Origin of the sequence: Paenibacillus sp. PvR098, assembly GCF_017833255.1 — a bacterium.
Taxonomy (GTDB): Bacteria; Bacillota; Bacilli; order Paenibacillales; family NBRC-103111; genus Paenibacillus_G.
The window spans coordinates 3,926,220-3,939,004 of record NZ_JAFIBU010000001.1 but is presented as its reverse complement, the minus strand read 5'-3'; the positions used below and the strand labels follow the sequence as shown (position 1 = coordinate 3,939,004).

The following is a 12,785-nucleotide window of genomic DNA, read 5'->3' as shown; positions in this document are numbered from 1 at the left end:
AAGGTACCTACTCTTTCGAAATCTCTTTAGCTTTTTCTAAAAACTTGCCGATTTCCGGAGACTTTGCAATCCACTTATCCTGAACAGCTTTGATATATGGGTCAAATTCTGCTTTATTGGTTAATTGATGAGTAGTAAGTCCAAATTTGGTGCTGGCGTTTGCGATCAGATCATCTTCATTCTTTGTTACATATTCCACGTTGTCTTTCATAGCTACGCTAACCGCTTCTTCAATAAGCTTCTTGTCTTCGTCGGACAAACCATTCCATCTGTCTTTGTTTATCAGAATGCCTCCTGCCCAATACATGTGCTTGCTCGGAGTCATGTTTTTGGCAATCTCGGTTAACTTCTCGGAAATGATAGATTCCGTATCAATATCGACACCACCGATTACACCCGTTTGCAATGCAGTGTAAACCTCAGTTAACGGCATTGGCGTTGGGCTAACCTTGATGGATGTCAAAAAGTCAAGAATGGTTGGGCTCGGTGTCGTTCTCAGCTTAAAACGGTCCAAGTCTGCCAATCCAACGACAGGCTTCGTAGCCAAAAAGTAACGGAAACCGGAACTTGCATACCCCAATCCTTTTACATTATCATTGGTTAATGTATCAAATAATGCCATGGATTCCGGACTGGTCCACAATTCGTAAGCTTGTTTATGGTCATTCACCGGGAAAGGCATTAACCATGCGCCGAAAGCAGGGGAAGAACTGCTCAGTTGAGCCGTGGTAATGATCGCCATATCCAAAGATCCGGTGTTTAATTGCTGCATCATATCGGTTTCGTTACCTAACTGTCCCCCAGGGAACAATTGAACAGTAATTCTGCCATTCGTTTTTGCATTAAGCTCTTCACCGATTTTTTCTGCTGTTCGTGCGAGTCCGCTTCCCTCTTTTGTAATGTTAGCGAACTTCAAAACCATTTTTTGTTGACTGTCCCCACCAGAAGCACCGTCTGTAGTCCCTCCAGCGCTCTCGCCGCCCCCGCTTCCGCAAGCTGCAAGTAACGATGCGATGATAACCCCTATTGCTGTCGTTTTGAATATTTTTTTCATTATTTGACCCTCCTAGCAATTTAGAAAAGATGGATTTGCTTCAGTAAGACAGTTCTATGTCCAAGGCTGGTAACCCAGTCCGAATGGAATCCAAAGGTCGTGACTTTTCTTCAGGTACCGTCAGTGGCTGGCAAGATAATTAAAGGGATTTGCGGTAAATGTGACAGCATCATTGCTTAGGGGCACGGAACCCCTATATGCAGCAGCGATTTGTATGCTTTCGGCTGCCTCCAACGGGATTCCCTCACCCACAGCAATGATATAATAATTCTAATTATTGGCCTTTAGAATAATAGCGTACTTCGAATGTTTTACAGCCGTTTGGAGATGTCCAAGGGCCGTGTTTCATACCTGGAGGACGGCAAGCTACCATTCCTGCAGTGAACTCCTGATTCAGCGACAAGTCGATCAAAGAACCTTCAATCACATAAAGCTCTTCCCAGAAATCGTGAATTTGTACACCGTTCGGGCTGGTGTCTGTACCTGGTTGAAAGATCAGAATTCGTGTTGCTACGCCAGTTTCAGGGTCTTTTGCAATAACCCGTTCCGACAATCCTTCTACATTAGTGAATGGTTTTTCCTCAAATTTCGTGTAATCGATAAATTCCAGTTCCGGTTTAGCCATGGTTAGTCCACCTCAGAGTCCTTTAGAATTTTAGTTTCATAATTTATGGTAATTTTTCTATTGTTTATCTTATCATGGAGCTCCGCCTTAAAAATACCTCCAAAGTAAAATTTATCGGTTTTTAGTGGCAAAGTTCCACAAAAAAGCGCAATTCCGGGGCTGTCATAGCCGCGTTGTTTGACAATTTCAAGCAGTTCCATCGGATTCAAAAATGCGCTTAACACCCCAGACTGGTAATGTAGCTCTTTCCCGTTAACCTGAACCCAGCTGTTCATCTCAATCTCATCCCAGTGCTCAGCAATCGATTCAAACGACCAGAGCTGTTTGGAAATCATTTTCGCACACACTTGCTTTGATTTTTGAATCGATACAGCTTCAAGTACACGATCCGTATGATCGCTGCCCAAACCGATGTACCAAGTGCCGTCAATATCCAGCAATACGACTTCCGCCTCGCCGCTGCTGTCATTGCCTACAACGCTGATCACGTCAGTGTTGTTTAGTAATTCCGGGTCCAAGTCGTACATCATAGGTACCTGCCGTGGGGCCGGTATTCCGAGTTCTTTTAATTCTTCAATATGGTGCCTAACCGATTCCTGGTCTTTATTCGTATATCCCGCGATAACAAGTCTTTGCGGTGCCCAGTTGATTAGAGCTCTCTCGTACTGAAATTCCATGAATGCCTTGAGCCTCCCAGCTTAATCTTTATAGAACGCGATGTTTTAATGAAGGGAAGACGTCCCGAATTTGATCCACTTGCTCGGGTTGAATTTCGGTTTTCACAATTGTTTCGTGATCCCCACCGGATGCGACAACGGTTCCCCAAGGGTCAACAACACGGCTGTGACCTCCCATGAATACGTTTCTAGTCGTTCCCACGCAATTGCATGAGATGAGGAAGCATTGATTCTCCAAGGCTCTAGCTGAGTTAAACAACTGCCAATGTGTTAAGCGGGAATGCGGCCATGCCGATGTAACGAGCAGCAGCTTGGCGCCTGCATCCACCTGCTTACGGTATAATTCAGGGAACCGCAAATCATAGCAGGTTGTGAGTCCGACGCGTCCGAATTCGGTATCGAATACCCCAACGTCTTCCCCACCGGTTAACAATTCGCCTTCCAATGAACCATAGCGGAACAAATGCATTTTGCGGTACGTTCCTACGATGCTTCCTGTACGGTCAAATAACACACTGGTGTTGTAATAGTTATCTTGATCCTTTTCCACGAAGCTTCCCGCAAACAAGTACGCGTTCAATTCTTTTGCTTTAGCCGAGAACCGTTTAATGAACGGACCGTCCATAGGCTCAGCTTCAGAATGGTACTTGTCAAATGAGAAATAACCGGTAGCCCAAATTTCAGGCAGAACAATCAAATCGCTGCCTTTAGCTTGATCCAATAGAGCATCCGCCCGTTCGATTCTTTGTTCTTTGGTTTCGCTATCTTTGATTTCCAATTGAATGGAAGCGACTTTCATGGGTCTCAGTTCCTTTCTTTTCCGTAGTTACGGCTTAGCCAACCTCGATATTTTGTTTTTCTGACTTCAACTCTTCATTCTCCGGCAGGCCATAGCTTGCCAAGAAGCGGTCTACCATAGCAACCGGCTCCCCGTATCCGTAATTGCGGAAGGAGTACCCTTTAACTACAAATGGAGCTCCATTGTAGAACATTTCGTATTGCTGATGGCGTCCGCCAAACTCAGATCCGATAATGTCCCAAGCCAATTTGAACAGTTTTACTTTTTCTTCTGCCTTAGCTCCTGTGGAGGAACGAATATATTTTTCCATGTCGTCTTTCGTTTCCGGATTTACCATTTCCTTATAGGATGAAGGCACTTGCAGCACGCCGCCGCCTACCAATTCCCTCAAGATACGAATGACCGACGCATAAATCGTATCCTGCATACCAACAATACCATACAGATAACGCGCATTCGGACGAGCTACCCCGTTCTTGTCGATACTGCACTGATACTCAGATGCCATCAGCATGCCTTCAACCACTGCTGCTTGCGATGCCAGCTCCCCAAGACGCTCCTGCACTTGCGGGAATTTATCGGTACCATTCATTTCTGTTACTTTTCTTGCCACGCCGATGACGAACTTCAGCTTCGCGGACAAGCGGGTTTGCGCTTGGTTGTTGCCCAGGATGTGAGCAGGAGTGGAGTGGAACTGTGCGCGAGTTGCTTCAATGTCTTTGTATGCGAATACATGCTCCCAAGGGATGAATACATCGTCAAATACGACTAGAGCATCGCTCTCATCATACTGCGTCGACAGCGGATAGTCGAAGGTGCTCGGTTTGTCCGCCGCAAAGCTTGGTCGTGCGTAAAGCTTCAGTCCTGGCGTACCCATTGGCACTACGAACGAAATAGCGTAATCCTCGTCTCCCGGGCGAAGCGGTGTAATACAGCTGCAGAACAAATAGTTGCTGACTGCTGCGCTTGTACCGAGCATTTGCGAACCGCGTACGACAATACCGTCCTTTCTTTCCTCGTACACACCCACTGGCAAGAATTTCTCTTCCTGTTCGTTAGCCGCTTTGCTGCGGTCGATTTGCGGCGGAATGATGACATATGTGACGAACTGGTCGTTGTCTCTTGCATATTTATAAAAATCAATAACTTGCTGAGCCCGGTCGCCGAATACCTCAGAATGGCTCACAAAACCTGCCAAGAAGCAGGCTACATGATCCGGGCTGCGTCCGGCAAAACCGCAGGTTGCCTCTGCCCATTTGTACATCGCTTCACGGCGTGCAGCCAAATCCTCGCTACTTCTGGGAATCATAAACATTTTATTGGCAACCGTACCATCCTCGGTCGTGTATGTCATGTTATTAGCCGGATCAGAGGACATATCATACAGCTTGGCGAATGTACCCACGATTCCTGCGAATGCCGGGTGGGTGATCACATCCTTCACGCGCTCTCCACCGATATAGATGTTTCTGTTATCCTTCAGAGATTCCACATACTGTTTACCGTTTCTCATGATTATATTCTTCCTTTCCGAAGGTGAAATTGGATTTTGGTTTTTGTGCACTGTGTCGTGTATACATTGAAAATTAAAATTAAACGCTATAAATGGCTTCCTTGACTTCATTATCCAATTTTTTAGCCAAATCTGCATTGTACGTCTTAACAAATTCAGGCTTTGTCGTAATTTTACCGCCGTAGAAGATGATATCTCGGATACCTTCTACTTCAACTTCCAGCAAGGCGAGCTTCAAAGTAAGCTCTTCTGTTTTAGCCACCTTTACAGAAGCTTTACCAGTTAAGGAGAAAACCGATTCCTGCGCCACAAAGTTCATAAGCACTGACGGATCTTGTTCAATAATTTTAATAAAGTCGGATTTCGCATCGATTGCGAAGCGAACGGTTGATGCATTTACAGCAAATACCCAGGACAATGCTGTCGAATAAATGGCCCCGCTTTCCTTCTCCACCACATTGAGCAGCACAATCGTCTGCCCTTGCAAAGCTTCAACTATTTCTGGAGTTAACTCTGTTAAAACTTTAGACATGTATATCTCTCCTTTATCGAATATCAGCGTTTATGTTATTGACTATCAGTTACTAGTGTAATTTGGAATAAAAACGTGTATTGAAGGAAAAATCCGGAATCGAATTGCTCGACCTATTGTGGATGACTGCAAAACTTGTCGATTTATATGCATTCAGTAACAGCAAGTCTTGATGGAATAAATAGTAATATAGAACGAAAGTCTTGTCAACATATTTTTCGTTTTCATGTAAAGTTACCTAACATACAGTAGAAATTTGTAAAATTTTGTCGAACTATGTTATGTCTTTTCCCATATTGACTGCGCTTACAAATTATGATATGGGTTTCGTGTTACTGTTTTTATACTTGATTACGTTTTCAACGATTCTTTTGTTTTACTCAAATGATGGATCATGGCCTTTGCCGCCAAATCAGAATTTTTCTTTTCCATACAAAGGATAATGTATTCGTGTTCTGCTAAAACCTCCTTCATCCGATTCCTCTTTTTAATCGCTCTCAAACCAATCAATTGGGATAAATTATGCAAGTTTAATAATACCTGCTCAATCAAATGATAATCTGCAAATTTAGTTAATGTGATGTGGAAGGATTGGTCCAAGCTGATGAAAGCAATTTCATCATCCTGCTGCATCGCTTCTTCTTGATTTTGATAAATTTGTCTAAGCTGCTCCAGCTGCTCAGGAGTAATCATCTCAGTCAATTTCTTAATGACTTCGCTTTCAATCGTAGTTCTCAGCAAGAAAATTTGTTCAGCTTCACTTTCCGTTACGTTACGTACTGCCATCCCTTTTCGGGGAATCGTAACAATTAAGCCTTCTTTCAATAAATCTTGAAGCGCTTCCCGAACAGGCGTACGGGATGTATTTAACAATTCGGCCAGCTTCACCTCGGTGAATATTTCCTCTGACGAAATATACCCGTTTAAAATTACATCTTTTATTTCGTTATATGCTCTCTCTTTTGTTGTTATTTGTTTATCGATTGGTTTTAAATTAAAACGAGGCATTGTGATCACACTTTCTTTTATTTCTATTCTTTGTGTATACACCGTACATTATACCGTCCACGGGATATTTTAGTCAATCATTTTCAGAATCTTATTAAAATATCGACAACAAGCCTCCAAGACGTATTTCATCTTTCCGCAAAGCAAGAATCATTGTATGATGAATAGAAGAGAAGCCGCCGGGTGGGTATGTATACCCTTGCAGTTTCCTATAAACAAATACCATATAGAAAGGAAGTCGGTTTTGGAAGAGGACAAAACGTCACTACTAAAACAAGCAATTTTAGAAGGCGGAACCTACAAGTCTTTATACATCAACCACCCCGACGCCATCTATGTGATGGATGTGGAGGGAAATTACATTGATGCAAACCCCGCAACCGAGCGGATCACGGGATATACCGTAGAGGAATTTATACATCTGAAGCAGGAGCATCTCTTTCTTCATAACAATAGCAATGCTCACTTACGAGAGTGCTGCTTTCATGAGTCATTACAGGGTAAACCAACCAGTTATGAAATTGATTTTATGCACAAAGACGGGAGGGTCATCGATGTATCGATTACTTATGTACCGATCATCTTGAACTCGGTGATCGTCGGCGCCTATGGACTGGCCAAAGATATTACGCTCCAGAAAGAAGCCGAAAAAAGGCTTAAGCATTCAGAAAGTCTCTATAAGCTGATTTCAGAGAATGCACAAGATATCATTACATATAGTTCACCGAAGGGAATTTGTCAATTCATTTCTCCTTCCGTGCACAAGCTGCTCGGTTATGAACCCGAAGAAGTCATTGGAACGAATTTTCTTGATATTTACCACCCGGAGGACGCCGCGGCCAATTTCCCGCACACTTCCGACGAATATCTCTCCACTGCCCGGATTCTTCATAAATCAGGCCATTACGTCTGGTTTGAAACCACGGTAAAACATATTCGGGACGAGGAGGGAGAAATTGAGAAGATTCTGGCTATTGGCCGGGATATTACGGAACGCAAACGCATGGAAGATCTTGTCCGGGAAAACGAGAAGAAATATCGGCTTATCTCGGAGAATTCCCTGGACTTCATATCAACACATACGGCCGACAAGCAGGCGACCTTCTTATATGCTTCGCCATCAGGACTAACGCTCCTAGGCTATGAACCGGAGGAGCTTATCGGCACCAGCGCCTATGATCATATTCACCCTGATGATATCGATGCGGTCAACACCTATTTATCAACTAATCTCGTGTCTCGGGGGATGTATACGGTCGGTTATCGGATCCGCCGAAAAGACGGGCGTTATATATGGTTTGAGAGCACCGGTAGATATACGAACATGGGGGAGATCAAAGAAATCGTAGCGATCTCCAGAGACATAACAGACCGTAAAGAAGCGGAGCAGCGCCTTCAAGAAAGCGAACAGCGCTACAAATCTTTATTCGAATACAATCCGGCAAGCGTATATTCATTGGATCTGGAAGGACGTTATTTGACGGTTAACTCCAATCTTGAGGAACTGACAGGATACAACAAAGAAGAGCTCCTACGGGTAACATTCCAGCCGATCATTGATGACAGCTATCTGTCCAAAACGATGAAGTATTATGAACTGGCCAAACAGGGCTACCCGCAAAAATACGAGACTGTGATCATCCGCAAAAACGGAGAACGAATTCACATCAGCGTAACGAATGTGCCGATCATCGTGGATCATGAAATCGTGGGCGTATACGGTATTGCCAATGACATTACCGAACAAAAGCAGTACGTAAATCAAATCGAGAAGCTTAGCAAGGAGCATGCCCTGATTCTTGGTGCCGTTTCCGAAGGAATTTACGGCATCGATATTCAAGGAAACACCACCTTCCTCAATCAGGCCGCCTCGGACATGCTAGGTTATCTTCCGTCCGATTTTAAAGGTATGATCAACCATGAGAGCTTCCATCATACCAAACCCGATGGCAGCCATTACCCCGTCGAAGAATGCCCGATCTATCTGACGACACAGGACGGCCGCCCCCGCTCCGTACAGGAGGAAATTTTTTGGAGAAAAGACGGGTCAAGCTTTTTGGTGGAATACAATATCAATCCCATTATTCAAAAAGGAGAAATCAAGGGCGCGGTGGTCGTGTTCAAGGACATTACCAACGAAAGAGAAATCATCAAAGCTATGGAATCGGCTGAACGCGCCACCCAAGCCAAATCGGAATTTCTGGCTATGATGAGCCATGAAATACGTACTCCCATGAACGGTATCATAGGTATCATTGATCTGCTCCTTGATACTGAACTTACGGACGAGCAGCGGGACTACGCCGACATCATACGCCAAAGCAGCGACTCGCTTCTTTATATTTTGAACGAAGCGCTTGATTTTAGCAAAATTGAAGCCGGTAAGATGGCTTTAAACATGGAATTGTTTGAACTCAGGCCAACAATAAATCAAATCGTCGAATTGCTTAGACCGAAGGCCAATGAGAAGAACATTGAATTAAGCTGCCGTATTCACTCCGATCTCCCTGTGATGGTGACGGGAGATATTCTGAGAATTCGTCAGGTCCTGGTCAACTTGATCGGGAATGCGCTTAAATTTACGGACCGAGGAAGTATCCAGCTCACGATAGATAAGCATCCTGCTTCAAACGAGAGAGTGCTGATCCTGGATTTTGCGGTGATCGATACTGGAATTGGGATCCCCACTCACAAAATGGGACAGCTGTTCCAATCCTTCTCCCAGCTGCATCCGGTTCTGAACCGTAAATATGGAGGAACGGGACTCGGGCTCGCCATATGTAAAAAGTTGGTTGAGTTAATGAATGGAACCATCTGGGCTGAGAGTGTGGAACATCAGGGCTCCACGTTCCGGTTCACGCTGCCTTGTGGAGCCGCGTCCCCCTTCTTGCCCCACCGGGATTGAGCTAAACCCAGCTCATAGGAAACAAAAGTGATGAACCTATAAGATGATATCATAAAGGAGATGCAGCATACGCTATCCCCTTTATGATATCCATATTTTTACATCTGCTCTCACGACGAATGAATGCCTATACCCATGGCATTCTCAGCCGCCTCGAATGTGACGTTAACCTCACCCTTCTGTTCTACCGAATGTTTAGCAAGTGCTCTCGTATGCACATCCACATTCGCTTTCTTCAAATTACGATTTACCATGCTCACCAAACGTTACATCGGATGACCGATTCGATTCTTATTTTATTTAGTAGAAACGTCCCTTCAATCTCTGGTAATCCTCATATACATCGATATCTTCCGGCTCGGCTTTCTGCACATGGATGAGCTGCCGCTCCTCCGAATGCTTCTTGATGATCTCTCGCCCGCCTTGATCTCCGGAAATCTGCTGCAGTTCTGGAAATACCGATCGTCCAAACAATACGGGGTGGCTCGGCTTCCCTTGATAAGCGGCTTGGACAATCGGCGCTCCGGTATTCTCGTAACGCTGCAGTACCTGATCGATAACGGACGGATCGATGCCCGGCTGGTCGGCCAGAAGAACGCACCCTGCATCCGCCGAAATGCGGGTAAGGTAATCCACCGCTAAACGGAGGGAAGAGCTCATTCCGAGATGGGACTCCTGATTGGAAAGTATAATTAGAGGTAAATCTTGAATGTCGGCAGCTAATTCGGGAAATTCGGCATTAACGACAACCACGACCCCGGCAGCTTTGATCTGCAAGGCTTTTTGGGCCATGTAACGGAGCATCGATTCCTTCCCGATCGGAAGCAGGAGCTTTCGGGTCCCCATCCGTCTGGAATAACCGGCAGCAAGAACGACTAACCACATCGATGGTTTCATAGGTTCACCACAAGAAGCCCATCCGCATGCGGCCGTTCCTGCAAGGGCTCCTTACGTATTAGCAAAGATTGACCGCCGCGTGCATTCTTGTGGCAAGCCAGCTTGGAAGGAATGCTTAAAGCGGTATCCTCCGTTGATTCGGCCCCGATACCCAATCCGATAGGGGAGTGAAGCTGTCTAGGCCTCGGTTTCACTGCCTCCACGAGCACCTTTACGGCAACGCCGTTTACGGTATTGCTCGTAAGTCCGGACTGCGAACAGAAAGAGCCGCCGCTGAGCATACCGAAGATGCTTCCGCTTTCCAAGACCAGACACCTTGCTCCTTCACGTCGGTATGCCGCGCCGTCCACTTGCACGATCGTCGCTAACGCGGCTCGTCCTTTATTGATCCAGCATTGCTGCAGCCCTTTCAAAATCTCAAGCATGTGCCTGTTCACCTCGCTCATTATCAATCTAAGTTCAATGGGGACAAATTGTCGCAAAAGCTGTTCCCAAGTCCATGTCTTTTAGAAACCGATCACATGGGTTTCCTTTCTGATAAAGCATTCGTTAATGACTGCCAAAATCCTTTTGTTTTCGCTGTTCAACCACGAAAAAGACCGTAAGGACACATCCCCACGGCCTTAGAAACGGTAACGCCTTAAGCCTGCCACTCCAACAATTCATCCATAATCTGATTTCTTCCGACCGGTGACCAGCTCATACCGATCCAATTGGGAATCAACCGAGTCCGTTTGTTCCAAACCGCTTTGGTCGCGTTCCATACAGCGCATTGTTGAAGGCTTGCATAGGCTTCATCGTCTTCCCCCGCCTTAGCCTGACGTGGACTAATAAAGAGATGGTCGGTCTGAAAAGGAGGCAGGCTATCCAGCTCAAATTCCTTGCTCATTTGGTTTAACGGCACACAGCTCCCCAGCCTTAATCCAAGATCGGAGTACAGCAATTCGTTCAATGGGTGATCGATTAAACCCTGCACTCTAATTTTTTGGTTATATAACCGCATAAGCGCTACGGTTTCATTATTGATACGCCAGTCTGTCGTAAATTCCAATATGACTGTAGGAGCAATTCGTCTCAACTGTTCGTAGAAGGGTTTATGAGTCTCCGGACGGTCCTTGGGTATATTTTAGTTAATGCTGGAAAAATCACACAATACTATGATATTTATGATAAAATACAACATACATCATACAAAAAGGTTTGATTGAATTGCGTTTATTTCATTCCTCGTCTTCATTAACATCAGAAGAGAACCTGCTTTTTACAAAATCGCATCTTCTTCACATACTGGATCGAATCAGAATAGTATCCATCATTCTAATTCTTTTTTACCCTTATTATTTTTATACCGATTTTATCCTGCTAAAAGATCTGGAACATTCGGCCTTTCGATATACGCTCATTACCATACACATAGCCGGTCCCCTTGTGTCCATCATATTCCTGTATATATACAGAATCTATCAACATAAAGACTCGTTCTCACATTCCACCTGGCCTACTTTCCTTATAAACACTTATGCCGCCATGTATATTTTGATGGGTGTTCTCTCTTCCATTAACAGCCAAGGCTTGACAGGAAATGTGGATGCCTACATCATCATCCTGATTAGCGTTGCCGTGGTTATTCCTTTAAAACCGCGGAATTTTCTAATTATCCTTTTGTTCAATCACATGGTTTTTCTGGTGCTGCTTTCTAAAGTAAGCAAAGATGAATATACGTTTACAATGAAGCAGATTAATACAACAGCGACGGCCGTCATCGCTTTTTTCATCGCATATGCTTTCTATAATTACAAAAGAAAAGATTTTATTCAGCATCTAAAACTGAAAGAAAGTGAGAAGAATTTCCGAACACTGTTTACTGTTAACCCTTACCCTCTGGTTCTCTCCAGAATAAAGGATGACTCCATCGCTCTGATTAATCCGAAAGCTGTAGAGTTTTTCCGGATTTACCCAAGTCAGATCCATAAGCTTGATGCAACGGTCACCTATCCTGATGGGGATGAGAGACTTACCCTCATTCAAGAGTTAACCCAAACAGGCAGTATTAAAAACTATGTTTGCAAACTAAAAGTATCCCCCCACATGAACAAATGGGCTATGATCAATTATGAAATCATGGACTACGAAAACGAAAAGTGTGTTCTGGCAGGCATAACCGATATTACGGAACTCAAAAAAATGGAAGATGAGCTTACAAAGCACGCTTCCATCGATGCGCTGACCGGTGTCATGAACCGAAGACAAGGGATGGATTTGCTGCACAATGAGCTTATTCACGCTCAAAAGCAAGGAACAGAGTTTATCGTCTGTTTCGTAGATATCAACAATCTGAAGGAGGTTAATGACCGATACGGTCATGCCGAAGGCGACCACTTGATCATTATCGCAAGTCAAGTCTTAAAAAATAACCTGGGGCAGAACGATTTTCTTTTCCGACATGGCGGCGATGAATTTATCATTATTTTCCATAATAACCCATCCGATGTCTACAACATATGGGAACGAATACGCGGAGATTTGAACCACATCAATCAATCGGACAGCAAACCGTATGACGTTTCGGTCAGCTATGGCTTATTCCAGTATCAACCTGGCATGAAAGTCTCAGTTGATGAAATGATCGAGCTGGCCGATCAAGAAATGTACAAGGACAAACGCCACTATAAGCTTAAGGATGAACGAGGCTATTAAAAAACCCACAGCTCCGGAGCTGCTCCAGCCCTTTTAGATTGCGGATGGCAACTTTCGGTAAACCAGCCATAGAATATA

General features: G+C 44.5%; 13 protein-coding genes. 2 read left to right on the top strand and 11 right to left on the bottom strand.

The annotated features are described in order from the left end of the window. Positions 1 to 7: 7 nt before the first annotated feature. The 7 genes from JOE45_RS19410 to JOE45_RS19380 form a co-directional block, all read right to left on the bottom strand. Positions 8 to 1,054 (bottom strand): TRAP transporter substrate-binding protein, encoded by a 1,047-nt coding sequence (locus tag JOE45_RS19410; RefSeq protein ID WP_210022776.1) that lies wholly within the window; start codon positions 1,052 to 1,054, stop codon positions 8 to 10. 274 nt (positions 1,055 to 1,328) lie between these two features. Continuing rightward, the gene (locus JOE45_RS19405; protein WP_210022777.1) at positions 1,329 to 1,679 is read right to left on the bottom strand and encodes a cupin domain-containing protein; all 351 of its coding nucleotides are present in this window, start codon (positions 1,677 to 1,679) and stop codon (positions 1,329 to 1,331) included. 2 nt (positions 1,680 to 1,681) lie between these two features. After that, complete coding sequence (locus tag JOE45_RS19400; protein ID WP_210022778.1) at positions 1,682 to 2,356, bottom strand: DUF2848 family protein; 675 nt, start codon at positions 2,354 to 2,356, stop codon at positions 1,682 to 1,684. Between the two features lie 28 nt (positions 2,357 to 2,384). Then, positions 2,385 to 3,155 carry a carbon-nitrogen family hydrolase gene (locus JOE45_RS19395; RefSeq protein ID WP_210022779.1) on the bottom strand — a complete coding sequence of 257 codons (771 nt, stop codon included), beginning with the start codon at positions 3,153 to 3,155 and terminating at the stop codon, positions 2,385 to 2,387. A 34-nt stretch (positions 3,156 to 3,189) separates the two neighbouring features. Continuing rightward, positions 3,190 to 4,668 carry a 4-hydroxyphenylacetate 3-hydroxylase family protein gene (locus JOE45_RS19390; RefSeq protein ID WP_210022780.1) on the bottom strand — a complete coding sequence of 493 codons (1,479 nt, stop codon included), beginning with the start codon at positions 4,666 to 4,668 and terminating at the stop codon, positions 3,190 to 3,192. A 79-nt stretch (positions 4,669 to 4,747) separates the two neighbouring features. Further along, positions 4,748 to 5,200, bottom strand: coding sequence for a PNPOx family protein (locus JOE45_RS19385; protein ID WP_210022781.1), 453 nt, complete (start codon positions 5,198 to 5,200; stop codon positions 4,748 to 4,750). A gap of 351 nt (positions 5,201 to 5,551) precedes the next feature. Further along, entirely contained in the window at positions 5,552 to 6,250 is a 699-nt protein-coding gene (locus tag JOE45_RS19380; protein WP_210022782.1) for a GntR family transcriptional regulator, read from the bottom strand. A 202-nt stretch (positions 6,251 to 6,452) separates the two neighbouring features. Here JOE45_RS19380 and JOE45_RS19375 point away from each other — a divergent pair, with 202 nt between their 5' ends. After that, positions 6,453 to 9,113, top strand: a complete 2,661-nt coding sequence (locus JOE45_RS19375; protein ID WP_210022783.1) for a PAS domain-containing hybrid sensor histidine kinase/response regulator — start codon at positions 6,453 to 6,455, stop codon at positions 9,111 to 9,113. Positions 9,114 to 9,223: 110 nt separating this feature from the next. Here JOE45_RS19375 and JOE45_RS19370 read toward each other — a convergent pair whose 3' ends face one another. The 4 genes from JOE45_RS19370 to JOE45_RS19355 form a co-directional block, all read right to left on the bottom strand. Next, complete coding sequence (locus JOE45_RS19370) at positions 9,224 to 9,373, bottom strand: hypothetical protein (RefSeq protein WP_210022784.1); 150 nt, start codon at positions 9,371 to 9,373, stop codon at positions 9,224 to 9,226. A gap of 40 nt (positions 9,374 to 9,413) precedes the next feature. After that, entirely contained in the window at positions 9,414 to 10,010 is a 597-nt protein-coding gene (locus JOE45_RS19365) for a nucleotidyltransferase family protein (protein WP_210022785.1), read from the bottom strand. Then, positions 10,007 to 10,435, bottom strand: a complete 429-nt coding sequence (locus tag JOE45_RS19360; RefSeq protein WP_210022786.1) for an XdhC family protein — start codon at positions 10,433 to 10,435, stop codon at positions 10,007 to 10,009. The genes JOE45_RS19365 and JOE45_RS19360 overlap by 4 nt, the downstream gene beginning before the upstream one ends. A gap of 215 nt (positions 10,436 to 10,650) precedes the next feature. Next, a complete protein-coding gene (locus JOE45_RS19355) occupies positions 10,651 to 11,013 on the bottom strand; it encodes a TroA family protein (protein ID WP_210024694.1) in 363 nt (120 codons plus the stop codon). A gap of 425 nt (positions 11,014 to 11,438) precedes the next feature. Between JOE45_RS19355 and JOE45_RS19350 the strand changes: the two genes are divergently transcribed. Beyond that, positions 11,439 to 12,707, top strand: a complete 1,269-nt coding sequence (locus JOE45_RS19350; protein ID WP_348632561.1) for a sensor domain-containing diguanylate cyclase — start codon at positions 11,439 to 11,441, stop codon at positions 12,705 to 12,707. Positions 12,708 to 12,785: the final 78 nt, after the last annotated feature.